The following is a 22,797-nucleotide window of genomic DNA, read 5'->3' as shown; positions in this document are numbered from 1 at the left end:
ACTCCTTTGGTTGGTTCCTCCCCCAACCGTTTGCCCCGAAGGCCTTGGTCTTCGGGGCTTTTTTATGTGCCATTGGCGGGACAGGTGCCCTGCAGGACATGCTCCCTGGCCCGGGCAATCGCCGCCTGTATTGCCCCTCGCGCCTGGGGGCTGTTCTTCCAGCAACTGCTGCCCAGCAGACCGGCCGCCTCGCTGACGATCTGCAGGGCGTCGGCCCCGGCCAGTCGCGCCAGCGAGTCATAACCCAACTGCTCGAGCCGCTGCACCACGGTCGGCCCCACGCCCTTGACCGCCAGCAACACTGCCCGCTCATGCGCATTGAACGCCATCTCCACCTCCCTGTGCCGTCGTGGCTTTGCAAGTGTTGCGAATAATGGCATATATCCTGATCAGCCCGCCCTCCCCAGGAGACTACCCATGCTCGGCGTGACCGACTACGGCGCTTTCGTGATCGCGTTCCTTATCCTCCTGGCGATCCCCGGGCCCGGCAACTTCGCCCTGATCACCGCCACCGGCAAGGGCGGCATCAAGGGCGGCCTGGCCGCTACTTTCGGAGTGATCCTCGGCGACCAGGTGCTGATGTGGCTGGCGGTGGCGGGCGTCGCCACCCTGCTGGCCGCCTATCCGGCCGCCTTCCATGTGGTGCAGTGGGCCGGCGCCGCCTACCTGGCCTGGCTCGGCCTGCGCATGGTGCTGAGCAAGCCCGGCGGCGCGCCGCGCGACAGCGGCATGGCCAGCGGCCGCTACCTGCGCCAGACCATGATGATCACCCTGCTCAACCCCAAGGCGATCATGTTCTACATGGCGTTCTTCCCGCTGTTCATCGACCCGGTACGCCACCAAGGCGTGGTGACCTTCGCTTTCATGGCGCTGACCGTGGCTGGCCTGACCCTGCTCTACGGCCTGGTGGCGGTGCTGCTCACCCACCGCTTGGCCGAGCGCATGCGCGCTAGCCCGCGCATCACTAACCTGCTCGAACGCCTGGCCGGCGCCTGCCTGGTAGGCTTCGGCATCAAGCTGGCGGCGATGCGTTGATGTTCAGGCATCACGCAGCAGGTCATGGGCGTCGAGCAGGCGGAAGGCCACCTGCGGATTGCGCTCCAGTCCCCGGCGGATAGCGGCGGGGATCGACTGGCGGGTCTTGCGGCACAGGCCCGGCTGCGCCGCAAGCTCGATGACGATGCCGCGCATGGTGCGCACTTCGTTGAAGCCTGGGGCGATATGCACGCGGATGCCCAGTTGCTCGTAGAGGCGTGACTGCAGGCGCTGCAGGTCCTCCAGATCCTTCAGGTTCTCCAGGCGTTCGACCAGGCGCTTCTCCTCCTCGCGGGTGAGCAGCAGGATGCGTCGCTCGGGGCCGTCGGCCAGGCGTTCGCGGCCGCAGTCGCAGGCGCCCGGTGGACAAGGATGGCGTAAAGGAGGCAGGTTGGTCATGGGGGCAAGGATAGTCGCTACTCGACAACTGCAGGAAGAGGCCGCGATCGGTCCTGACTATCCTCCCGCCAGCAGACTCCGGTCGAACATGAACGCCCCGCTCCCCTGCGGGGTATGCCGGTACAGTTGCTGTGGACGCCCCAGCCTGGGCTGGTTCTTTTCTCCGGTGTCCTGCACCCAGCCTTCGCGCTTCATGCGCTCCAGACGTTTGCGCATCGAGGTGTTGTTGACCGGCAGCCCCAGGCACGCCTGCGCGGCGGCCAGCGCATCCAGCACGGTGAACCGCTCGGGTGCCAGGTACAACGGCAGGTTGGTGTACACGGCCTTGGCCACCAGCCGTTCATGGGCACGCTCGACCAGCAGGCGATGATCGAACGGCAACGGCGGTTCGTTGTCCAGGACGCGTTGCAGATCGAAAAAGGCAATCTGCGGGTCCTCGACCACAACCGCAGGATCGAGCAACGCCAGGTAGTAAGTGCTCAAGGTCCAGCCCCGAGGGTCGCGGGAAGCATTGCCCTCGGTGCCGACCTGCTCCAGGTGGCGCGGGCGCACCTTGGCCTTTTCCGAGAGCGCCCGGCAGGCGGCGGCATCCAGGTTGTTGTCCGCGGAACTGCCATTGACGATGACACCCGGCAAGGCCCACTGCCCCTTGTAGGGCTCGCGTTCGCGCGGGGACAGCAACACCTCCAGGCGCTGGCTGTGGGGTGACAGGCGCAGGGTGACGATATCGACACTGGCCAGGACTTCAGCTGTGCTCACGGAACCGATCCTTAATCAACATACGCCTATATTCCATCAGAGCGATTAAATAGAGCAACCCTGAATCCCTGGATAAAATGACCTTGACACACTTAATTCACCAGGTGGAATATATAGCCATTCCAGCCGAGGAGTTTCCTCCAATGAAAATCGCCAGTTTCGATGTCGACGCGCAGAACGGCTTCACCGCCAACGCCCCCCAGGAGCTGCCGGTGCCCGGCGGCCACCTGATCGCCCCTGCGCTCAACACCATGGCCCAACGCGCCTCGCTGCGCCTGGGCAGCAAGGACGCGCACCCGGCCAACGCCGCCTGGGTGGTCGCCGAGCCGGGCCAGATGCTGCAGGCATTGCCCCTGGCCAATGCCGACCTGACCTGGGTCAGCCACTGCGTCCCCGGTACGCCGGGCTTCGAGCTGCTGCCCGGCCTGCCCGCTCCCATCGACTACGACTACTTTGTCTGGAAAGGCGTCGAGCCTGACCTGCACCCCTATGGGGCGTGCTACCACGACCTGGCCGAGCGCCGCTCTACCGGCGTCATCGAGTTCCTCAAGGTGCAACAGGTGCAGGCGATCATCGTCGGTGGCCTGGCACTGGACTACTGCGTGCGCACCACCGCCCTGCAGCTGCGCCGCGCCGGCTTCGAGGTGCTGCTGTACCTGCCGGCCAGCCGCGCCCTGAGCACCGAGGGCGCACAGGCGGCCTGCGATGAAATGGCCAGCACCGGCATCCATCTGTGTGCCGACGAACAGGCCCTCGATACCCGGCTCGACTTACTCAAGGAGGACCACCCATGAGCGACAGCGTCTTCGGCCCACGGATCATCCAGAACCTGCTGGACACCGACTTCTACAAGATCACCATGATGCAGGCGGTGCTGCACAACTACCCCAACGCCGAAGTGGAATGGGAGTTCCGCTGCCGCAATGACGAGGATTTGGCGCCCTACCTCGCCGAGATCCGCTACCAGGTCGAGCAGTTGGCCGATGTCTCGGTCACCCACGACCAATTGGCCTACCTGGAAAAGATCCCGTTCATCAAGCCGGACTTCATCCGCTTCCTCAGCCTGTTCCGCTTCAACCTGCGCTATGTGCAGGTCGGCCTGGACGATGCCGGGCAACTGGCGATCCGCGTGCGCGGCCCGTGGCTGCACGTGATCCTGTTCGAGATCCCGCTGCTGGCGATCATCAGCGAGGTACGCAACCGCTACCGCTATCGCGAGGTGCTGATCGAACAGGTCGGCGAGCGCCTGTACCAGAAGCTCGACTGGCTCAGGGCAGAAGCCAGCGACGACGAACTGGCCGGTCTGCAACTGGCCGACTTCGGTACCCGCCGGCGATTCTCCTATCGGGTACAGGAAGAGGTGGTGCATATCCTCAAACGCGACTTCCCCGGGCGTTTCGTCGGCACCAGCAACGTGCACCTGGCCCGCGAATACCAGATCAAGCCCATCGGCACCATGGCCCACGAATGGTTCATGGCCCACCAGCAGCTCGGCCCGCGCCTGGTCGACAGCCAGGCCGCCGCGCTGGAATGCTGGGTACGTGAGTACCGTGGCCAGCTGGGCATCGCCCTGACCGACTGCATCGGCATGGATGCATTCATGAAGGACTTCGACCTGTACTTCGCCAAGCTCTTCGACGGCCTACGGCATGACTCGGGCGAGCCGCTGGCCTGGGCCGAGAAAGCCATCGCCCACTACCAGCGGCTGGGCATCGATCCACGTGGCAAGACGCTGATCTTCTCCGACGGCCTGGACTTCGAGAAGATGCTGACGCTCTATCGCGCCCTGCACGGGCGGATCAACGTCAGCTTCGGTATAGGTACCAACCTGACCTGCGACATCCCCGGGGTCAGGCCGATGAACATGGTGATCAAGATGACCGCCTGCAACGGCGCGCCGGTGGCGAAGATCTCCGACAGTCCGGGCAAGACCCAGTGCCGGGACGAGAATTTCGTGGCGTACCTGCGGCATGTGTTCAACGTCCAATAACCCCGGGGCTGCTACGCAGCCCTTTGGCCGGCAAGTCGGCTCCCACGGGGTAGGCACTGCGTCCAAGGTTTTTCACCAAGGCCCTCGTTGCCACGCACATTTGCTTGTATGGTGTTGTCCAAGAAGGATGTTTTACCCGCACAGGAAAGACCAGATGCCCCAACGCAATGTCATCAACGCCTCCGTCAGCCCCAAGGGCAGCCTGGAGACGCTGTCGCAACGTGAAGTCCAGCAACTGAGCGAAGTCGGTACCGGCAGCCTCTACACCCTGTTCCGCCAGTGCGCCCTGGCCATCCTCAACACCGGCGCCCATGTCGACAACGCCAAGACCATCCTCGAGGCCTACAAGGACTTCGAGGTACGCATCCACCAGCAGGACCGCGGCGTGCGCCTGGAACTGCTCAACGCCCCGGCCGACGCCTTCGTCGACGGCGAAATGATCGCCAGCACCCGCGAGATGCTGTTCAGCGCCCTGCGTGACATCGTCTACACCGAGAGCGAGCTGGCCAGCCAGCGCATCGACCTCGAGAGCTCCCAGGGCCTCACCGACTACGTCTTCCACCTGCTGCGCAACGCCCGCACCCTGCGCCCGGGCGTCGAGCCGAAGATGGTGGTGTGCTGGGGCGGTCACTCGATCAGCAGCGAGGAATACCAGTACACCAAGAAGGTCGGCCACGAGCTGGGCCTGCGCAAGCTGGATGTCTGCACCGGCTGCGGCCCTGGCGTGATGAAAGGCCCGATGAAGGGCGCCACCATCGCCCACGCCAAGCAGCGCATGCACGGCAGCCGCTACCTGGGGCTGACCGAGCCAGGCATCATCGCCGCCGAGGCGCCCAACCCGATCGTCAACGAACTGGTGATCCTGCCGGATATCGAGAAGCGCCTGGAAGCCTTCGTCCGCGTTGGCCACGGCATCATCATCTTCCCCGGGGGCGCTGGCACCGCCGAGGAGTTCCTGTACCTGCTCGGCATCCTCATGCACCCGGAAAACCAGGACCTGCCGTTCCCGGTCGTACTCACCGGGCCGCGTAGCGCCGAAGCCTTCCTGCTGCAACTGCATGCCTTCGTCGGGGCCACCCTCGGCGAGGCCGCCCAGCGTCATTACCAGATCATCATCGACGATCCGGCCGAAGTCGCCCGGCAGATGGTCGAGGGGCTCAAGGCGGTCAAGCAGTTCCGCCGCGAGCGTAACGACGCCTTCCACTTCAACTGGCTGCTGAAAATCGACGAAGGCTTCCAGCACCCGTTCGACCCGACCCACGAGAACATGGCCAACCTGGCCCTGCGCCGCAACCTGCCGCCCCACGAACTGGCGGCCAACCTGCGCCGGGCGTTCTCCGGGATCGTCGCCGGCAACGTCAAGGACAAGGGCATTCGCCTGATCGAGGAGCACGGGCCGTACCAGATCCGTGGCGACGCGGCGATCCTCGACCCGCTCGGGCGCCTGCTGCAGGCGTTCGTCGACCAGCACCGCATGAAGCTGCCCGGCGGGGCAGCGTATGTGCCGTGCTATGAGGTGGTGGCCTGAGACCTCGAGGGGCCGCCTTGCGGCCCCTTTGCTGGCAGGCCGGCGCTCACAGGGGCAAGTTACACACCACTTCCCGCAACATCCTGCAGACATTTCCCAAGCCAGGCAGTGAACCTGCCTACAAAAAAACGGTCTTTCGCTGACGGTCAATCCACCCGACCGGATCGCCGGCCCAGTCATCGGGCCTTCATTCGTACTGTTTCAGCGAAGACCAGCATGCCAGACATCCAGCCCGTTCCTCCTGCCCTCACCGTCCTGCGCGGCGGCCTGATCGCCGCCCTGATCGCCCTTGCCGCCCCAGCCCACGCCGAAGAGCCGGCCAGCGATGCGCGCTGGGTCAGCGACAGCCTGAGCACCTATGTCCGCAGCGGCCCCACCGACGGCCACCGCATCGTCGGCACGCTCAAGTCGGGGCAGAAGGTCACCCTGGTCACCAGCCAGGGCAACTACAGCCAGGTACGCGGGCAGAGCGGCGACCTGGTGTGGATCCTCACCAGCGACTTGCAGGCGGTGCCCGGCCAGAGCGAGCGCCTGCCGCAGCTCGACGCCCAGGTGGCCGAACTGTCCGGCCAGCTCAAGACCATCGACGACAGCTGGAAGAACCGCGTGCAGGGCATGCAGGAGACCCTCGACTCGCGCAAGGCGCTGATCGACGAGCTGGAAAGCCGCAACAAGGCACTCAACGAACAGCTCGAGCAGAGCCAGTCGACCCTGCGCGACACCCAGGCACGCCTGGGTGACGAGAACAAGCAGGTGATGATGCGCTACATGGTGTATGGCGGCAGCATCGCCGGCGCCGGGCTGCTGGCGGGGCTGATCCTGCCGGCGCTGACCCGTGGCCGCAAACGTAACGACCGCTGGTTCTGAGCAACGGGGCACGGTCTGGCCTTGGCGATGATTGCGTGACAGGGTCTACGCTAAAGGGTTCACGACAACGAGATCCCTGCCCATGCCCTTGCGACTCTGCTCTTTGGCCCTTGCCCTGGCCTGCGCCACCGCCCAGGCCGCCGACCCGACGCCCCAGGCCCTGTTCAGCCAGGCCCAGGCCGAACAGCCTCACTACCTGGAAACCCTCAAGACCCTGGTGGCCGTGGACACCGGCACCGGTACCGAGCCCGGCCTGAAGCAGGTTGGCAACGAACTGGTGAAACGACTGGAGGCTCTCGGCGCCAAGGTCACGACGCAGCCGGCCACGCCTTCGGTGGGCGACAACATCGTCGGAACGCTCAAGGGCAGTGGCGACAAGGACTTCCTGCTGATGGTCCACTACGACACGGTGTTCGGCCCCGGCACCGTGGCCAAGCGCCCGTTTCGGATCGACGGCGACCGCGCTTACGGCCCCGGCGTGGCCGATGCCAAGGGCGGCGTGGCGATGATCCTGCATGCGCTGAAACTGCTGCAGGACCAGCAGTACAAGGGATACCGCACCCTCACCGTGCTGTTCAACCCGGACGAGGAAATGGGCTCGACCGGCTCGCGGCAGCTGATTGCCGAACTGGCGCGCAAGCATGACTTCGTCTTCTCCTACGAGCCGCCCGACAAGGACGCGGTCACCGTCGCCACCAACGGCATCAATCGCCTCAAGCTCGAGGTCAAGGGCCGCGCCTCCCACGCAGGCTCCGCCCCGGAGGCCGGGCGCAACGCGCTGCTGGAGCTGGCGCACCAGTTGCTGCAATTGAACAACCTCGGCGACAAGAGCAAGGGCACCACCGTCAACTGGACCCTGGCCAAGGCCGGGGAAAAAGCCAACATCATTCCCGCCCAGGCCAGCGCCGAGGCCGACATGCGCTACTCCGACCTGAGCGAGACCGAGCGGGTGCAGGAGGATGCCCTGCGGATCATCAAGAAACAGCTGGTGGCCGATACCCAGGTCGAGCTGGTCATGGAAAAAGGCCGTCCGCCGCTGGCCAGGAACGACGCCTCCACGGAACTTGCGCAAACGGCGCGGCAGCTCTACAGCAAGATCGACCGGCAGTTGCAGCCGATCGCCATGCGCTTCGGCACCGACGCCGGCTACGCCTACGTGCCCGACAACGACAAGCCGGCGGTGCTGGAGACCCTCGGCGTGGTCGGCGCCGGCTTGCATGGCGACGACGAATACATGGAGATCGCCAGCGTGGCGCCACGCTTGTACCTGACGGTGGCGATGATCCGGCACCTGGCGCAGTAAGTCTTCATGAATATCCTTTACGACGAACGTGTCGACGGACCGTTGCCAGCCGTGGACAAGCCGGCACTGCTGGCCGCCCTGCGCGAGGCCCTGCCCGACCTGGAGATCCTGCACCGCGGCGAAGACCTCAGGCCCTACGAGTGCGACGGCCTCTCGGCGTACCGCACGCTACCGCTGCTGGTGGCGCTGCCCGAGCGCATCGAGCAGGTGCAGGCGCTGCTGCGGCTCTGCCACCAGCACGGCGTGCCGGTGGTGGCGCGCGGCGCCGGCACCGGCCTGTCCGGCGGCGCCCTGCCGTTGAGCCAGGGCATCCTGCTGGTAATGGCGCGCTTCAAGCGCATTCTCGAGGTCAACCCCCAGGGCCGCTTCGCCCGGGTCCAGCCTGGTGTGCGCAACCTGGCGATCTCCCAGGCGGCGGCGCCCCATGGGCTGTACTACGCGCCCGATCCGTCCTCGCAGATCGCCTGCTCGATCGGCGGCAATGTCGCCGAGAATGCCGGTGGCGTGCATTGCCTGAAATACGGCCTGACCGTGCATAACCTGCTCAAGGTGGAAATCCTCACCGTCGAAGGCGAACGCCTGGTGCTGGGCAGCGATGCCCTGGACAGCCCCGGATTCGACCTGCTGGCGTTGTTCACCGGTTCCGAAGGCATGCTCGGTATCGTCACCGAAGTCACCGTCAAGCTGCTGCCCAGACCGCAGGTGGCACGGGTACTGCTGGCCAGTTTCGACAGCGTCGAGGATGCCGGGGGCGCGGTGGCCGAAATCATCGGCGCCGGGATCATCCCGGCTGGACTCGAGATGATGGACAACCTGGCGATTCGCGCCGCCGAGGATTTCATCCATGCCGGCTACCCGCTGGACGCGGCGGCGATCCTGCTGTGCGAGCTCGACGGTGTCGAGGCCGACGTGCAGGACGACTGCGCACGGGTCGATGCCGTGCTGCGCAGGGCCGGCGCCCGCGAGGTGCGCCTGGCCTGTGACGAAGCCGAGCGCGCGCGCTTCTGGGCTGGGCGCAAGAATGCCTTCCCGGCGGTGGGGCGCATTTCCCCGGACTACTACTGCATGGATGGCACCATCCCGCGCCGGGAGTTGCCACGAGTGCTCAAGGGCATCAGCGAGCTTTCCCGGCAGTACGGCCTGCGGGTGGCCAACGTGTTCCATGCCGGCGACGGCAACCTGCACCCGCTGATCCTGTTCGATGCCAACCTGCCCGGCGAACTGGAGCGCGCCGAGGCCATCGGCGGCAAGATCCTCGAACTGTGCGTGGCCGTCGGCGGCAGCATCACCGGCGAACACGGCGTGGGCCGGGAGAAGATCAACCAGATGTGCGCGCAGTTCAACAGCGACGAGATCACCTTGTTCCACGCGGTCAAGGCCGCCTTCGACCCACGGGGCCTGCTCAACCCGGGCAAGAACATCCCCACCCTGCAGCGCTGCGCCGAGTTCGGCGCGCTGCATGTGCACAACGGGCAACTGCCCTTCCCCGACCTGGAGCGTTTCTGATGGACAGGGACTTGAGCCAGGACCTGCGGGAGCAGGTCAACCAGGCGCTGGAGATGCGCACTCCGCTGCGCATCCAGGGCGGCAACAGCAAGGCCATGCTCGGTCGCCCGGTAACCGGGCAGGTCATCGACATCCGCGGCCACCGGGGCATCGTCGGCTACGACCCCACCGAACTGGTACTCACCGCCCGCGCCGGCACGCCCCTGCGGGAGGTCGAGGCGACGCTGCACGAGGCCGGGCAGATGCTGGCCTGCGAACCACCACACCTGGGCCCCGAGGCAACGCTGGGCGGCATGGTCGCGGCCGGGCTGTCGGGGCCAAGGCGGCCTTGGGCCGGGTCGGTGCGTGACTACGTCCTCGGTACCCGGCTGATCACCGGCCACGGCAAGCACCTGCGCTTTGGCGGCGAGGTGATGAAGAATGTCGCCGGCTACGACGTATCGCGGCTGATGGCGGGCAGCTTCGGCTGCCTGGGGCTGCTCACCGAGGTGTCGTTGAAGGTGCTGCCGCGACCACGCCAGTGCCTGGGCCTGCGCCTGGAGATGAACGTAGGTCAGGCCCTGGCCGAACTCGTCGAATGGGGCCGGCAAGCGCTGCCGATCAGCGCTGCCTGCCATGACGGCGAGACGCTGCATCTGCGCCTGGAAGGCGGCGAAGGCTCGGTGCGCTCGGCCCGCGAGCGCCTGGGTGGCGAAGCGCTCGACACGGGCTTCTGGCACGACCTGCGCGAGCAGCGCCTGGCCTTCTTCGCCGCACCCGCGACGCTGTGGCGGCTTTCCCTGCCCCTTGCCTGCGGCGCCCTCGACCTTCCGGGGCGTCAGTTGCTCGACTGGGGCGGCGCCCAGCGCTGGCTGAAGTCTGATGCCCCGGCGTCCGTCATCCGGGCGTTGGCGGCCGAGGCCGGCGGTCATGCCACCGCCTACCGGCCCGGTGATGACAGCAGCGCCCCGCTTGATCCTTTGACGCTGCGCTATCACCAGGCGCTCAAACGCCAACTCGATCCCCAGGGCGTGTTCAACCCTGGCCGCCTGTACGCCGACCTGTGAGGCCACGGCATGCACACACACCTGAGCGACTCCGCCCGCCAACTGCCCCGCGCCGACGAGGCCGAACGTATCCTGCGCGCCTGCGTGCACTGCGGGTTCTGCACCGCCACCTGCCCCACCTACCAGTTGCTCGGCGATGAACTGGACGGGCCTCGCGGGCGCATCTACCTGATCAAGCAGGTGCTCGAAGGCGAGCCGGTGAGCACCAGCACCCAGGCGCACCTGGACCGTTGCCTGAGCTGTCGCAACTGCGAGACCACCTGCCCGTCGGGGGTGGAGTACCACAACCTGCTCGACATCGGCCGCGCCGTGGTCGACCGGCAAGTCCCCCGACCACCGGGGCAACGCCTGCTGCGCGCCGGCCTGCGCGCCGTGGTGCCACGGTCTGGCGCATTCGAGGCCCTGGTGCGCGCCGGCCAGGCCCTGCGCCCCCTGCTCCCGGCCAGCCTCAAGGACAAGCTGCCGGCGCATGTTGTAGCCCCACGCCAACGCCTGACACCGCGCCACGCCCGACATGTGCTGCTGCTCGAAGGCTGCGTGCAGCAGGCCCTTTCACCCAACACCAACGCCGCCGCCACGCGCCTGCTTGACCGGCTCGGCATCAGCGTCAAACCGGTCCATGAGGCCGGCTGCTGCGGCGCCGTGGACTATCATCTGGATGCCCAGGCGCGTGGCCTCGACCGTGCCCGGCGCAACATCGACGCCTGGTGGCCGGCCATCGAGGCCGGCGCCGAGGCCATTGTGCAGACCGCCAGCGGCTGCGGTGCGTTCGTCCGCGACTATGGCCACCTGTTGGAACAAGACCCGCGTTACGCCGCCAAGGCCGCCACGGTCAGTGCCCTGTCCCGCGACCTGGTGCAGGTGCTGCAGGCCGAGCCACTGGAGCGACTGGGTGTCTGCACCGAGCAGCGCCTGGCGTTCCACTGCCCCTGCACCCTACAGCATGCCCTCAAGCTCGGCGGAGCGGTGGAAGGCCTGCTGCAGCGCCTGGGCTTCCACCTCACCCAGGTGCCCGATGGCCACCTGTGCTGCGGCTCGGCCGGCACCTATTCGCTGACCCAGCCGACGTTGGCGCGCCAGCTACGCGACAACCGCCTCAACGCCCTGGAAAGCGGCAACCCGCAGCTCATTGCCACCGCCAACATCGGCTGCCAGCTGCACCTCGGCGGTGCCGGGCGCACGCCGGTGCGGCACTGGATCGAAATCGTCGAGGCGGCGCTTGAGCCCGGCGCTGTCGAGGCGACGGAATTTGTGCCCCGCCCCTGACGCGGATCAAGGCGATGTTCAACCTGGCACCTGTAATTTCGGAACCCTCCTACCGAAAACACGGAAGCTTCTAGATTGTTGCCACACCGTCGGCAAAACATCATCCGACCTGGAGACGTGACCGCCGCCCCGGCGCGGCCAACCCCATCCAGACGAGGCCATGCCATGCCCGCAAACGCTGATCACCCTACCCGTGAACTGCGCCATACCCTGCGCCAACTGCTGGCCCACGAGGTCAGCAACCCCGATGACAATCCGCACCTGTCCGGGGTGCGGTTCTTCTGTGCCACCGACGAGCACACCCGCCAGCTGATCGAGCGGGTCGAGCTGCTCGCCAGCGAAGCCTTCTTCGATGCCAAGGGCCGCGCCATCCCAGCCCGCATGCGCGAAGCGGCGGTGGACGGCGTGTGCATCCAGCAGAAACGCAAGGCCTGCGAAGACGAGACGGTGATCCGCATCGCACTGCCGGAAAAAGGCTACATCACCATCAGTACCGCCCGACTTTGACTCCTCGTCGCCGACAAGCCAGATCCCACAGGGTGAACACGGTCCTTGTGGGAGCCGACTTGCCGGCGATGGGCCGCAGAGCGGTCCCCTTGCAGCCAACGCAATAAACCCCGAAGCTTTTATCCCCCTGCGCTTCGGACACCCTCCCCCGATGGAACTGCACATCCGCCTCGAAGGCCGCAAAGGCCTGGCCGAACAGCTCTACCAGCAACTGCGCGCCGGTATTGACAGCGGCCACCTGGCCGCCGGCACCCAGCTGCCACCCACGCGTCTCTTGGCCGAACAACTGGGGGTTTCGCGCAAGACCGTGGCCGAAGCCTATTCGCGCCTGACCTATGACAACCTGCTCAGCGGCGTGGTCGGTCGCGGCACGTTCATCACCCCGCGCCACACGCCGCGCCAGAGCGACTGCGACAACATCCCGCTGGCCGCCGCCGACACCCTCGAACGCTGGCGCCAGCGCGCCACGGTGCTGGGCCGGCGGGCGCTGGACGCACCGTCGCGCTATGACTTCATCGGCGGCGCCTCGAGCAAGGCGCAGTTCCCCTACGACCACTGGCGCAGTTGCATGAACTACGCCCTGCGCCGCAGCCAGCGCCACCCCGACCGGCAGTTTTCCGCCCAGGGCCTGCCGGAGCTGCGCGAGGCCATCGCCCACCAGATCGCCTTCACCCGCGGCATCCAGTGCGCGGCCAGCGATGTGCTGGTGTGCAATGGCGCCCAGCAGGCCTTGGACCTGATCGTCCGGGTACTGGTCGAACCCGGCTGCAAGGTGGCCATGGAGGACCCGGGCTACCCACCGGCACGCCAACTATTCCTGGCCCTCGGCGCGCGCCTGCAGTCGGTGCCGGTGGACGACCAGGGGCTGTGCGTCGAGCAGATCGAGGACGGCACCCGGCTGATCTACGTGACACCCTCGCACCAGTTCCCGCTGGGCATGCCCATGGCCGAGCCACGGCGCCAGGCGCTGCTGGCGCGGGCCGCGGAGCTTGGCGCGCTGATCATCGAGGACGACTACGACTGCGAGTTCCGCTACCAGGGGCCGGCCGCCGAAGCCCTGCAGCGCCTGGATCGACATGGCCTGGTGGCCTATGTCGGGACCTTCTCCAAGACCCTGCTGCCGGAACTGCGCCTGGGTTACGCGGTGCTGCCGCCGACCGTGCTGCAGGCCGCCTGCGTGGCCAAGCACCTGAGCGACTGGCACAGCCCTAGCCTGCAGCAGTGGGCGCTGGCGCGGTTCATCAGCGAAGGTCACCTGAACAAGCACATCCGCCGTTGCCACGAGGTGTACAGCGCCCGCCGCGAACGGATCCTGGCACGCCTGGGTGGCGACCTGGCGCCGTGGTTCGACGCGGTGCCGGCCAGCGCCGGCTTTCACCTGAGCGCGCTGGCCAAGCCCGGGGTGGACGTCGAGCTGCTGATCAACCTGGCGCGCAAGGTGGAGGTCGGTCTTTACTCCCTGGCGCCATTCTTCAGCGAAGCGCCGGTCAGGCCAGGCCTGTTGTTCGGCTTCGGTGCCATCGAACTGCTGGACATCGACCCGGCACTGGACCGGGTCGGCGATACCCTGCAACGCCTCAGTTGAGCGCCGCCGCAGGCGCTCGCCGCTCACCGGCGATGGCCCGGGCATAACCGTTGGGGGCGAAACGCACGGTCACCAGCAGCATCGCCAGCACCGTGCAGGTCAGCAGGGTCCAGGACGCCTGGAAGTCGCCGCTGACATCACGCAGCCAGCCGGTGATGTACGGCACGATACCGGTGATGATGAAACCCACGCCCTGGACAAAAGCCGCCAAGCTGCCGGCTTCACCGGGCGTGCGCAGGTGCTCCAGGGTCAGCGTCAGGCTCAGGCTGAAGCACGCGCCCAGGCCCAGGCCGATCAGCGCCACCCACAGGCCCATGGCGCTGGTCGGCGCCAGCAGCAAGCCAAGAAAGCCCGCCAGCTGGATGAGCAAGGCCAGCCACAGCCCCGGCCGGCGATCGGCCAGGCGCCGCAGCAGCAACGGCAGGCCCAGGGCGCCGCAGACCTGGAAGATGGTCATCAACCCGACTAGCTCGCCGCCACTCTGGGCCGTGCCGCCGTGCTCCAGGTGATAGGCCGGCAACCAGGCGACCATGCTCGTGTAGCCGCCGTTGATCAGCCCGAAGTAGAGCGCCAGCAGCCAGGCCCGACGGTTGCCGAACCAGTGCCCGCCGCCGCCACCGGCCAGGGACGGCGTGTCCTGGCGCGGGCGCAGGGCGACCCACGCCACGATAGCCAGCAGCGCCGGCAGCGCCCACAGGCCAAGGCCGAACTGCCAATGGCCAAAGTGCGCGGTGATCGATGGGCCCAACACCGCCGCCAGGCCACCGCCACTCATCAACGCCGCCGAATACAGCCCCATGGTCGCTGCCAGGCGGCCGGGGAACCAGCGGTTGACCAAGCCTGGCATCATGCCCTGCACCACGGCGACGCCCAGCCCGGCGACCACCGCGCTTGCGATCAGCGCCCAGGCGCTGTCCAGTTGCAGGCGCCACAGACATGCCAGGGCGATGGCCGCCAGCCCCGCCAGCATGCCGCCATGCTCGCTCAACCAGCGCCGCAGCCAGGGTTGCAGGAGCGGCACCAGGCCCATGCACAGCACCGGCAACGCGGTCAGCAGCGCCGCCTGCTGGTAGCCCAGGCCAGTGCTATGGCGCATCGGTTCGAGCAGCGGGCCGATGCTGGTGAGGATCGGCCTTAGGTTCAACGCCAGCAGCACTACCAGCAACAGGTTCAACGTGCCTCTCATGCTTCGCCGACCTGCTGCCATTCACGGTACAGGCCGCTTTCACCCGCCGGTTTCAGCGGGCGCAGGGGCAGGCTCTGCTGCCGAGGCGGGCGGGCCATCTGCGCATACACCGCGGCGGTGGACAACCCATAGGGCTCGCCCTCGTCGTTGTCATAGGCGAACCAGGCGCGCTCGATGCCGCACAGGTGCATGGCGGCCAGGCACATCGGGCACGGATGGCCGCTGGCGTAGATCTCGGCGCCGTCCAGGCGCGCCCGGCCGAGCACCTGGGCGGCCTGGCGGATGGCCTGCATCTCGGCGTGGCTGGTCGGGTCCTGGGTACTGTGGATCTCGTTGACGGCACGGGCGATCACCTGCCCCTGATGGACCAGCACGGCGCCGAAGGGGCGGCCACCGGCCTGGATATTGGCGCGGGCAAGCTCAAGGGCCTCGCGCATGAATCGATCTGCGGACATGAAACGGTTCTCAGGTGTTGACCCGCCCATTATCCCGACTCGACCGCCCTGGCAGAAATGAAGAGATTGGATGCCTGTCAGTGCTCATCCGAATGACCGATTGGCCTCCTGGCAAAGCGCGGGATTGGCTATTCGGCGCGGCGCGGCCTGGCGCTAAGGTAGTGCCACTTACCTCTTGCCGACCTGGAGTCTCATCATGCACGACCGTATCGAATGGGCCAAACACTCGCCGGAAGCCTACAAGGCCATGATCGGCCTCGAACAGGCGCTGGTCGCCTCGGGCCTGGAGCACTCGCTGCTCGAGCTGATCCGCCTGCGCGCCTCGCAGATCAATGGCTGCGCCTATTGCGTCAACATGCACGCCAACGATGCGCGCAAGGCCGGCGAAACCGAGGCGCGCCTGCAGACCCTGAGCGTCTGGCGCGAGACACGCTACTTCAGCGAGCGCGAGCGGGCCGCCCTGGCCTGGGTCGAGAGCCTGACCCGCCTGGCCGAGCGTGGCGCGCCGCAGGACGAGTACCAGGCGCTGCTGGAGCACTTCAGCGCCAAGGAGGTCGCCAACCTGACCCTGGCCATCGCCACCATCAATGCCTGGAACCGTTTCGGCGTAGGCTTTGCGATGGTGCCGGCATAAGCCGCCAACGACGCCCGCGCCTGCCCCTTGGGTGGGAGCGGATGGGCATGCGCTGTCAATCCTGTCGCAGATGCTCCACCAGCCGACGCAACATGGCATCGCATCCCTGTAGCTGCTCGAGACTGACAAACTCGTCGGGCTTGTGCCCCTGCTCCATGCTCCCCGGCCCGCACACCACGGTGGGGATGCCGGCCTGGTCGAACAAGCCGCCCTCGGTGCCGAAGGCCACCGTGCCAAAGTCGCTCGAACCACTGATCAAGGCCACCAGGCGCGCCGCCTCGCTGTCGGCAGGCGTGGCCAGGCCCGGGTAGGCACTCAACGGTCGCAGGCGGATATCGCTCGCCCCACTCACCGCGCGCATGCGCGGCAGCAACTGTGTCTCGGCGTAGGCCTGCAGCCGATCGGCCACGACCTGCGCCTCGAAGCCGGGCAAGGCACGCACCTCGAAATCGAACTCGCATTCGGCGGGGACAATGTTCAGGGCACGACCGCCCTTGATCACACCGGTCTGTACTGTGGAGAACGGCGGGTCGAAGCGCTCGTCGTGGTACTCGGGACGCGCCAGGTCGTCACCGATCTCGCCCAGCTTGCCGATCAGCCGCGCCGCGTACTCGATGGCGTTGACGCCGTAGGGGGCATAGGCCGAGTGGCAAGCGGCGCCATGTACCTGGCAACGCATGGCCAGCTTGCCCTTGTGGCCTAGCACCGGCTTGAGTTCGGTGGGCTCACCGATCAGGCACAGCCGCGGCTTGTGCGGGCGCTGCGCCAGGGCGGCGAGCATCGAGCGCACGCCCAGGCAGCCGACTTCTTCGTCATAGGAAAACGCCAGGTGCACCGGCAGCTTCAGCGGCTGAGCGAGCAACGCCGGCACCGTCGCCAGCACCGAGGCGATGAAGCCCTTCATGTCGGCCGTGCCGCGACCGTATAGGCGCCCTTCGCGCTCAGTCAGCCGGAACGGTTCGACGCTCCAGGCCTGGCCCTCCACCGGCACCACATCGGTATGCCCGGAGAGCACCACGCCGCCACGGTCGTCGGGGCCGATGGTGGCGAACAGATTGGCCTTGGTGCCCTCTTCGTTGTGGAACAGCTCGCTGGCGACACCAAGCCCAGCCAAGTAGTCGCGGATGAAGGCGATCAGCTCAAGGTTGGAATCGCGGCTGACGGTGGCGAACCCGACCAACCGCTCCAACAGCGCACGGCTGGAAACCTCATTCATCGCCCGGCACTCCATAGCTTGGCGCGGCGGTCGGGTTCAAGGCGCGGGTCACATAGTCCTGCATCTGCGGGCGGTAGGCCTGCCAGAGGTTGTCCAGCTCGGCGATGGGATCGTGCTCGGTCCAGTCCACGCGCAGGTCCACCAGCGGCCAGGTCAGCTCGCCGGCGATCTTCAACGCCGCCGAGTGTACCGGCCCCGCCTCGCCACCGGCGGCCATGGCCGCGTGCATCGCCGCCAGCAGGCGGTCGGCCAGGTGGCCGCCGGCCTGTTCGAACGCCGCCACCATGGCCTCGATCACCGCCTGCGACGACAGCAGGTTGCCGGCCGCGGCGCATTGTTCGCCGGCCACGGCGTTGTGCACGCCCAGGGCCTCCTTGCCGGTGAACAACGCTACCTGGCCCTGGCTGTCGATCACCGTGACCTGGCGATACTCGCTCCAGCCATTGGCGCTCAGCACCCGGTCCAGTGCCGCGGCGGGCGGCAGCTGGCCCTGCTCGAGGGCGTCGAGGATCTGCGGGCCGAGGGCCGGCAGGGTGATGTTCTGGGTGGCCACGGCACCGACCCCGGCCCGCACCCATGGGCAGCGGGCGCCGACGGCGATGCTCGATGAACTGATGGCGATGCCGACCTGGCCGGTTTCCTGGCAGCGGCCGATGATGGAGAAGGTCATGGTACAGCTCCTGTGTTGGGGTTACCGGCATTCTCGGTGGGCCCCGGGAGCTGCGAAACCAACATTTTCCTCGGCACTGGGCAGGAAAAAACTAAGGCCGCTCCACAGGGTCCTGCGCAATCCCTAGAAACCGCTGCAGCCCATTGCCAGCAGAGCCTTCGCCAATTTATCGGCAAGCCCCAACTAAATACTATTTTCGCGATTTCCCGCCCATCCCTAGTCTGGCCCCAGGCAAAGGCGGTCCCCACCGACCTGAACAAGAACGCCGCTGAAGAAGGGCTGGGACATGACACTGAACAACATCGAAATCGACACCCTCGTGGTCGGCGCCGGCCAGGCCGGCGTGGCCATGAGCGAACACCTGAGCAAGCTCGGCGTGCCACACCTGGTGCTGGAGCGCAAGCGCATCGCCGAGGCCTGGCGCACCGGACGCTGGGATTCGCTGGTGGCCAACGGGCCGGTCTGGCACGACCGCTTCCCGGGCCTGGAATTCGACCTCGACGCCGACGCCTTCGCCGGCAAGGACCAGGTCGCCGACTACTTCGAGCAGTACGTGCGCAAGTACAACCTGCCGGTACGCACCGGGGTCGAGGTGAGGAAGGTGGTGCGCAACGCCGACCGCCCGGGCTTCACCATCGACACCAACCAGGGCGTGATCCGCGCCAACCGCGTGGTGGCCGCCACCGGCCCGTTCCAGCGCCCGGTGATCCCGGCCATCGCGCCAAAGGACGAAGGCCTGCACCAGATCCACTCCGCCGCCTACTTCAACCCGCAGCAACTGCCTGAGGGCGCGGTGCTGGTGGTCGGCGCCGGCTCTTCCGGGGTGCAGATCGCCGAGGAACTGATGCGTGCCGGGCGCCAGGTGTACCTGTCGGTCGGCGCCCATGACCGTCCGCCGCGCAGCTACCGCAACCGCGATTTCTGCTGGTGGCTGGGCGTGCTCGGCGAGTGGGACGCGGAGATCGCCAAGCCCGGCCGCGAGCACGTGACCATCGCCGTGTCCGGCGCCCGCGGCGGCCACACCGTGGACTTTCGCGCCCTCGCCCACCAGGGCATGACCCTGGTCGGCCTGACCCAGTCGTTCGAGGGCGGCGTGGCCCGTTTCCAGGACAACCTGGCCGAGAACATCAACCGCGGCGACGAGAACTACCTGGCCCTGCTGGACGCCGCCGACGCCTATATCGAACGCAACGGTCTGGACCTGCCGGAGGAGCCCGAGGCCCGCAAGCGCCTGCCCGACCCGGCCTGCGTCAGCCAGCCGCTGCTGGAACTCAACCTCGCCGAGGCCAACGTCAGGAGCATCATCTGGGCCACCGGCTATGGCGTGGATTTCAGCTGGTTGCAGGTGGACGCCTTCGACGCCAACGGCAAGCCGCAACACCAACGCGGCGTGTCGAAGGAGCCGGGCGTGTACTTCCTCGGCCTGCCCTGGCTGTCGCGCCGCGGCTCGTCATTCATCTGGGGCGTGTGGCACGACGCCAAGCACGTCGCCGGCCACATCGCCACCCAGCGCACCTACCTGGCCTACCGCGACCGCGAGCAGCGCGCGGCGGATGAGCAGCAACCCTCGATCAGCAACGTCAGCACCTTCGGAGCCCTCTGATGCCTACCCACACTCGCATCCGCATGTTCAACACCAAGGCCACCTACCCCAACCAGACCCTGGACAACGACCTGTGCCAGGCTGTGCGGGCCGGCAACACCATCTACGTGCGCGGTCAGGTCGGCACCGACTTCGAAGGCCGGCTGGTGGGCCTGGGCGACCCACGGGCCCAGGCCGAGCAGGCGATGAAGAACGTCAAGCAGCTGCTCGAAGAAGCGGGCTCGGACCTGTCGCATATCGTCAAGACCACCACCTACATCACCGACCCGCGCTTCCGCGAGCCGGTGTACAAGGAAGTGGGCAAGTGGCTCAAGGGGGTGTTCCCTATTTCCACCGGGTTGGTGGTGGCGGGGTTGGCCCAGGCTGAGTGGCTGATGGAAATCGACGTGATCGCGGTGGTGCCGGATCAGCCGTGATCCCCTGAAAAAGCAATCGCCGGCAAGCCGGCTCCCACAGGGATCGCGCAGATCCTGTGGGAGCCGGCTTGCCGGCGATTGGAGTCAACGCTTTGTTATTGTCGGGCGCCGCGCTCGACGCCGCCCATCTGCCCGAACCGCCCGGCCTGGAAATCATCGAACGACTCGGCGATTTCCGCCTGGCTGTTCATCACGAACGGCCCGTAGCCAACGATGGGTTCGTCGATCGGCTCGCCGCTGAGCAGCAGCACGCTGACCTCCTCCAGCGCCTCGAGGCGCACATCGCTGCCATCGCGCTCCAGCAGCTGGCCGGGCCGGCCTCGCGCTCGTCGTTGACCCGCAGGTTGCCGCGCAGCACCACCAGCGCGGCATTGCGCCCGGCGGCCAAGGGCAGTTGCAGTGTCGCGCCGGCCTTCAGCCGCAGGTCCCAGACGTCCATCTCGGTGAAGGTGCGCGCCGGCCCCTGATGATTCAGGTAGCGTCCGGCAATCACCCGCAGGCTGCCCGCCTCGCCTGCCAGCGCCACCACGGGAATGTCGTTGGCCAACAGCGTCTGGTAACCCGCCGCGGCACGCTTGTCCTTGGCCGGCAGGTTGACCCACAGTTGCACCATCTCCAGGGTGCCGCCACTACGGGCAAAGGCCGGGGAATGGAACTCCTCGTGGATGATGCCGCCCCCGGCGGTCATCCATTGCACATCGCCCGGACCGATCAGGCCGCCGGCGCCGGTGGAGTCACGGTGCTCCAGTTCGCCCTGGTAGACGATGGTCACCGTCTCGAAGCCGCGATGCGGATGCTGGCCGACGCCACGCCTGGCCGTGGTCGGGGTGAAGTCGTGGGGGCCGGCGTAGTCCAGCAGCAGAAACGGGCTGATGTGCCGGGCCAGGCGGTCGTAGGTGAACAGGCTGCGCACCGGGAAGCCGTCGCCCACCCAGTGAGCGTGGGGGCTGCGGTGGATACCCTGGATGTTTTTCATGAGAAGCCTCCTGTTTGATGGCTATCACCTTACAGATGAGACTAATGATTCGGTAGGCAGCAAAAACAGCACCGCTCGTTCCATAGACGGAACAATCAAAGGCATCGCGGGGCAAGCCCGCTCCCACAAGGCCAACGTACATGGGCCTTGGGAGCGGGCTTACCCCGCGATTGGCTTCAACGGACGATCAGGCGATCGCCGCGTCCACCAGCACCTGGGCTTCGGCCACCAAGCGCTTGAGGTGCGCCTCGTCGATGAAGCTCTCGGCGTAGATCTTGTAGATGTCCTCGGTGCCCGAAGGACGAGCGGCGAACCAGCCGTTCTCGGTCATCACCTTCAGCCCGCCGATGGCCTGATTGTTGCCCGGCGCGTGGCTGAGGATCTGCTGGATCGGTTCGCCGGCCAGCTCGGTGGACTTGACCTGCTCCGGCGCCAGCTTGCTCAGCAGCGCCTTCTGCCGTGCATCGGCCTTGGCCTCGACACGGGTGGCGTACGGCTTGCCCAGCTTGGCGGTGAGGTCGGCGTAGATCTGGCTCGGGTTGCGCCCAGTGCGGGCGGTCATTTCGGCCGCCAGCAGCGCCGGGATCAGGCCGTCCTTGTCGGTGGCCCAGACGCTGCCGTCCTTGCGCAGGAACGAGGCGCCGGCGCTCTCTTCGCCGCCAAAGCCCAGCGAGCCGTCGAACAGGCCCTGGGCGAAGAACTTGAAGCCCACCGGCACTTCGTACAGGTCACGGCCCAGCGCGGCGGTGACCCGGTCGATCAGGCCACTGGAGACCACGGTCTTGCCCACGGCCGCGTCGCTGCGCCATTGCGGGCGGTTGCGGTACAGGTAGTCGATGGCCACGGCCAGGTAGTTGTTCGGTTGCAGCAGGCCATCGGCAGTGACGATGCCGTGACGGTCGTGGTCGGGGTCGCAGGCGAAAGCCACGTCGAAGCGCTCGCGCAGGCCGATCAGGCCCTGCATGGCGTACGGCGAGGATGGGTCCATGCGGATCTGGCCGTCCCAGTCGACGGTCATGAAGCGGAAGGTCGGGTCGACCTCGGTGTTCACCACTTCCAGGTTCAGCTGGTAGCGCTCGGCGATGGCCGACCAGTAGCGCACCCCGGCGCCGCCCAGTGGATCGACGCCCAGGCGCAAGTTGGCGCCACGGATTACCTCGAAGTCGATGACGTTTTCCAGGTCGGCGACGTAGCTGCTGACGTAGTCGTGACGCTGGGTGGTGGGTGCCGCCAGCGCCTGCTTGTAGTCCATGCGCCTGACACCGGCCAGGTTCGCCGCCAGCAGCTCGTTGGCCTTGGCCTCGATCCACTTGGTCACGTCGCTGTCGGCCGGGCCGCCGTTGGGCGGGTTGTACTTGAAGCCGCCGCTCTGCGGCGGGTTGTGCGACGGTGTGATGACGATGCCGTCGGCGAGGCCCTGCTGGCGGCCACGGTTGTAGCAGAGGATAGCGTGGGACACCGCCGGGGTCGGGGTGTACTCGTCATCCTGGCTCAGCATCACCTGCACGCCGTTGGCGGCCAGCACTTCCAGGGCGCTGGCCGCGGCCGGCGCCGACAGCGCGTGGGTGTCGGCGCCGATGAACAGTGGGCCATCGATGCCCTTTTCCTGGCGATACAGGCAGATAGCCTGGGTGATCGCCAGCACGTGGTACTCGTTGAAGCTCAGATCGAACGACGTGCCGCGGTGGCCCGAGGTGCCGAAGGCCACGCGCTGGGCCGCAACCGCGGCGTCGGGACGGCCGGTGTAGTAGGCGGTCAACAGGCGGGGAATATCGACCAGCACGCTTGCCGGAGCCGGCTTGCCTGCCAAAGGACTGAGCGTCATGCGGAACCTCGAAATCAACAGAAGT

At 67.0% G+C, this 22,797-nt stretch carries 22 protein-coding genes and 1 pseudogene; 14 read left to right on the top strand and 9 right to left on the bottom strand.

What is annotated here, in order from left to right; all coding sequences use genetic code 11:
* Positions 1–62: 62 nt before the first annotated feature.
* A complete protein-coding gene (locus tag AC25ND_RS08385; protein ID WP_028689376.1) occupies positions 63–329 on the bottom strand; it encodes a Pathogenicity locus in 267 nt (88 codons plus the stop codon).
* Positions 330–417: 88 nt separating this feature from the next.
* Between AC25ND_RS08385 and AC25ND_RS08380 the strand changes: the two genes are divergently transcribed.
* Entirely contained in the window at positions 418–1,035 is a 618-nt protein-coding gene (locus AC25ND_RS08380; RefSeq protein ID WP_028689375.1) for a LysE family transporter, read from the top strand.
* Positions 1,036–1,038: 3 nt separating this feature from the next.
* Here the strand turns inward: AC25ND_RS08380 and AC25ND_RS08375 are convergent, their stop codons facing one another.
* Together AC25ND_RS08375 and AC25ND_RS08370 are read right to left on the bottom strand one after the other, a co-directional pair.
* On the bottom strand, positions 1,039–1,434 hold the full coding sequence (locus AC25ND_RS08375) for a hypothetical protein (RefSeq protein ID WP_028689374.1): 396 nt from the start codon (positions 1,432–1,434) through the stop codon (positions 1,039–1,041).
* A 57-nt stretch (positions 1,435–1,491) separates the two neighbouring features.
* Positions 1,492–2,193 (bottom strand): NUDIX hydrolase, encoded by a 702-nt coding sequence (locus tag AC25ND_RS08370; RefSeq protein WP_182322632.1) that lies wholly within the window; start codon positions 2,191–2,193, stop codon positions 1,492–1,494.
* 143 nt (positions 2,194–2,336) lie between these two features.
* Here AC25ND_RS08370 and AC25ND_RS08365 point away from each other — a divergent pair, with 143 nt between their 5' ends.
* From AC25ND_RS08365 to pdxR, 10 genes are all read left to right on the top strand, one after another.
* A complete protein-coding gene (locus tag AC25ND_RS08365; RefSeq protein ID WP_182322630.1) occupies positions 2,337–2,987 on the top strand; it encodes a nicotinamidase in 651 nt (216 codons plus the stop codon).
* A complete protein-coding gene (gene pncB / locus AC25ND_RS08360; protein ID WP_088852101.1) occupies positions 2,984–4,183 on the top strand; it encodes a nicotinate phosphoribosyltransferase in 1,200 nt (399 codons plus the stop codon). The genes AC25ND_RS08365 and pncB overlap by 4 nt, the downstream gene beginning before the upstream one ends.
* A 154-nt stretch (positions 4,184–4,337) precedes the next feature.
* Positions 4,338–5,711, top strand: coding sequence for a nucleotide 5'-monophosphate nucleosidase PpnN (ppnN, locus tag AC25ND_RS08355; RefSeq protein WP_028689370.1), 1,374 nt, complete (start codon positions 4,338–4,340; stop codon positions 5,709–5,711).
* 216 nt (positions 5,712–5,927) lie between these two features.
* On the top strand, positions 5,928–6,578 hold the full coding sequence (locus AC25ND_RS08350) for a TIGR04211 family SH3 domain-containing protein (protein WP_028689369.1): 651 nt from the start codon (positions 5,928–5,930) through the stop codon (positions 6,576–6,578).
* Between the two features lie 82 nt (positions 6,579–6,660).
* Entirely contained in the window at positions 6,661–7,881 is a 1,221-nt protein-coding gene (locus tag AC25ND_RS08345; RefSeq protein WP_028689368.1) for a M20/M25/M40 family metallo-hydrolase, read from the top strand.
* Positions 7,882–7,887: 6 nt separating this feature from the next.
* Positions 7,888–9,387 (top strand): glycolate oxidase subunit GlcD, encoded by a 1,500-nt coding sequence (glcD, locus tag AC25ND_RS08340; protein ID WP_062364327.1) that lies wholly within the window; start codon positions 7,888–7,890, stop codon positions 9,385–9,387.
* Complete coding sequence (gene glcE, locus AC25ND_RS08335; RefSeq protein WP_062364329.1) at positions 9,387–10,433, top strand: glycolate oxidase subunit GlcE; 1,047 nt, start codon at positions 9,387–9,389, stop codon at positions 10,431–10,433. The genes glcD and glcE overlap by 1 nt, the downstream gene beginning before the upstream one ends.
* A 9-nt stretch (positions 10,434–10,442) precedes the next feature.
* A complete protein-coding gene (glcF, locus tag AC25ND_RS08330; RefSeq protein ID WP_062364332.1) occupies positions 10,443–11,699 on the top strand; it encodes a glycolate oxidase subunit GlcF in 1,257 nt (418 codons plus the stop codon).
* Positions 11,700–11,864: 165 nt separating this feature from the next.
* Positions 11,865–12,206: a hypothetical protein gene (locus AC25ND_RS08325; protein ID WP_028689365.1), complete on the top strand. Its 342-nt coding sequence runs from the start codon at positions 11,865–11,867 to the stop codon at positions 12,204–12,206.
* A gap of 151 nt (positions 12,207–12,357) precedes the next feature.
* On the top strand, positions 12,358–13,791 hold the full coding sequence (gene pdxR / locus AC25ND_RS08320; RefSeq protein WP_028689364.1) for a MocR-like pyridoxine biosynthesis transcription factor PdxR: 1,434 nt from the start codon (positions 12,358–12,360) through the stop codon (positions 13,789–13,791).
* Here the strand turns inward: pdxR and AC25ND_RS08315 are convergent.
* Positions 13,784–14,977 carry a cyanate transporter gene (locus tag AC25ND_RS08315; protein WP_028689363.1) on the bottom strand — a complete coding sequence of 398 codons (1,194 nt, stop codon included), beginning with the start codon at positions 14,975–14,977 and terminating at the stop codon, positions 13,784–13,786. The genes pdxR and AC25ND_RS08315 overlap by 8 nt on opposite strands.
* The gene (locus AC25ND_RS08310; protein WP_028689362.1) at positions 14,974–15,432 is read right to left on the bottom strand and encodes a nucleoside deaminase; all 459 of its coding nucleotides are present in this window, start codon (positions 15,430–15,432) and stop codon (positions 14,974–14,976) included. Before AC25ND_RS08310 ends, AC25ND_RS08315 begins: the two co-directional genes overlap by 4 nt.
* A 196-nt stretch (positions 15,433–15,628) precedes the next feature.
* On the opposite strand from AC25ND_RS08310, the gene AC25ND_RS08305 reads away from it, so the two are divergent.
* Positions 15,629–16,066 carry a carboxymuconolactone decarboxylase family protein gene (locus AC25ND_RS08305; protein WP_062364339.1) on the top strand — a complete coding sequence of 146 codons (438 nt, stop codon included), beginning with the start codon at positions 15,629–15,631 and terminating at the stop codon, positions 16,064–16,066.
* 55 nt (positions 16,067–16,121) lie between these two features.
* On the opposite strand, the gene argE is transcribed toward AC25ND_RS08305, so the two are convergent.
* Positions 16,122–17,282 (bottom strand): acetylornithine deacetylase, encoded by a 1,161-nt coding sequence (argE, locus tag AC25ND_RS08300; RefSeq protein ID WP_486976228.1) that lies wholly within the window; start codon positions 17,280–17,282, stop codon positions 16,122–16,124.
* Positions 17,275–17,952: a DUF1028 domain-containing protein gene (locus AC25ND_RS08295; RefSeq protein WP_463402044.1), complete on the bottom strand. Its 678-nt coding sequence runs from the start codon at positions 17,950–17,952 to the stop codon at positions 17,275–17,277. The genes argE and AC25ND_RS08295 overlap by 8 nt, the downstream gene beginning before the upstream one ends.
* 286 nt (positions 17,953–18,238) lie before the next feature.
* Between AC25ND_RS08295 and AC25ND_RS08290 the strand changes: the two genes are divergently transcribed.
* Positions 18,239–19,555 (top strand): flavin-containing monooxygenase, encoded by a 1,317-nt coding sequence (locus tag AC25ND_RS08290; RefSeq protein WP_069017755.1) that lies wholly within the window; start codon positions 18,239–18,241, stop codon positions 19,553–19,555.
* Positions 19,555–19,971, top strand: a complete 417-nt coding sequence (locus tag AC25ND_RS08285; protein ID WP_028689357.1) for a RidA family protein — start codon at positions 19,555–19,557, stop codon at positions 19,969–19,971. Before AC25ND_RS08290 ends, AC25ND_RS08285 begins: the two co-directional genes overlap by 1 nt.
* Positions 19,972–20,066: 95 nt before the next feature.
* Here the strand turns inward: AC25ND_RS08285 and AC25ND_RS08280 are convergent.
* Positions 20,067–20,947, bottom strand: a pseudogene (locus AC25ND_RS08280) (pirin family protein).
* Positions 20,948–21,134: 187 nt separating this feature from the next.
* Entirely contained in the window at positions 21,135–22,772 is a 1,638-nt protein-coding gene (gene pgm, locus AC25ND_RS08275) for a phosphoglucomutase (alpha-D-glucose-1,6-bisphosphate-dependent) (RefSeq protein WP_486976227.1), read from the bottom strand.
* Positions 22,773–22,797: the final 25 nt, after the last annotated feature.

It is taken from the genome of Pseudomonas sp. P110(2024) (assembly GCF_057480795.1).
This window is presented reverse-complemented; position numbering and strand designations above follow the sequence as displayed.

Coding starts and splice junctions, on each gene's coding strand:
- AC25ND_RS08385 (WP_028689376.1), bottom strand. CDS start 329: ATGGCGTTCAATGCGCATGAGCGGGCAGTGTTGCTGGCGGTCAAGGGC.
- AC25ND_RS08380 (WP_028689375.1), top strand. CDS start 418: ATGCTCGGCGTGACCGACTACGGCGCTTTCGTGATCGCGTTCCTTATC.
- AC25ND_RS08375 (WP_028689374.1), bottom strand. CDS start 1,434: ATGACCAACCTGCCTCCTTTACGCCATCCTTGTCCACCGGGCGCCTGC.
- AC25ND_RS08365 (WP_182322630.1), top strand. CDS start 2,337: ATGAAAATCGCCAGTTTCGATGTCGACGCGCAGAACGGCTTCACCGCC.
- pncB (WP_088852101.1), top strand. CDS start 2,984: ATGAGCGACAGCGTCTTCGGCCCACGGATCATCCAGAACCTGCTGGAC.
- ppnN (WP_028689370.1), top strand. CDS start 4,338: ATGCCCCAACGCAATGTCATCAACGCCTCCGTCAGCCCCAAGGGCAGC.
- AC25ND_RS08350 (WP_028689369.1), top strand. CDS start 5,928: ATGCCAGACATCCAGCCCGTTCCTCCTGCCCTCACCGTCCTGCGCGGC.
- AC25ND_RS08345 (WP_028689368.1), top strand. CDS start 6,661: ATGCCCTTGCGACTCTGCTCTTTGGCCCTTGCCCTGGCCTGCGCCACC.
- glcD (WP_062364327.1), top strand. CDS start 7,888: ATGAATATCCTTTACGACGAACGTGTCGACGGACCGTTGCCAGCCGTG.
- glcE (WP_062364329.1), top strand. CDS start 9,387: ATGGACAGGGACTTGAGCCAGGACCTGCGGGAGCAGGTCAACCAGGCG.
- glcF (WP_062364332.1), top strand. CDS start 10,443: ATGCACACACACCTGAGCGACTCCGCCCGCCAACTGCCCCGCGCCGAC.
- AC25ND_RS08325 (WP_028689365.1), top strand. CDS start 11,865: ATGCCCGCAAACGCTGATCACCCTACCCGTGAACTGCGCCATACCCTG.
- pdxR (WP_028689364.1), top strand. CDS start 12,358: ATGGAACTGCACATCCGCCTCGAAGGCCGCAAAGGCCTGGCCGAACAG.
- AC25ND_RS08315 (WP_028689363.1), bottom strand. CDS start 14,977: ATGAGAGGCACGTTGAACCTGTTGCTGGTAGTGCTGCTGGCGTTGAAC.
- AC25ND_RS08310 (WP_028689362.1), bottom strand. CDS start 15,432: ATGTCCGCAGATCGATTCATGCGCGAGGCCCTTGAGCTTGCCCGCGCC.
- AC25ND_RS08305 (WP_062364339.1), top strand. CDS start 15,629: ATGCACGACCGTATCGAATGGGCCAAACACTCGCCGGAAGCCTACAAG.
- argE (WP_486976228.1), bottom strand. CDS start 17,282: ATGAATGAGGTTTCCAGCCGTGCGCTGTTGGAGCGGTTGGTCGGGTTC.
- AC25ND_RS08295 (WP_463402044.1), bottom strand. CDS start 17,952: ATGACCTTCTCCATCATCGGCCGCTGCCAGGAAACCGGCCAGGTCGGC.
- AC25ND_RS08290 (WP_069017755.1), top strand. CDS start 18,239: ATGACACTGAACAACATCGAAATCGACACCCTCGTGGTCGGCGCCGGC.
- AC25ND_RS08285 (WP_028689357.1), top strand. CDS start 19,555: ATGCCTACCCACACTCGCATCCGCATGTTCAACACCAAGGCCACCTAC.
- pgm (WP_486976227.1), bottom strand. CDS start 22,772: ATGACGCTCAGTCCTTTGGCAGGCAAGCCGGCTCCGGCAAGCGTGCTG.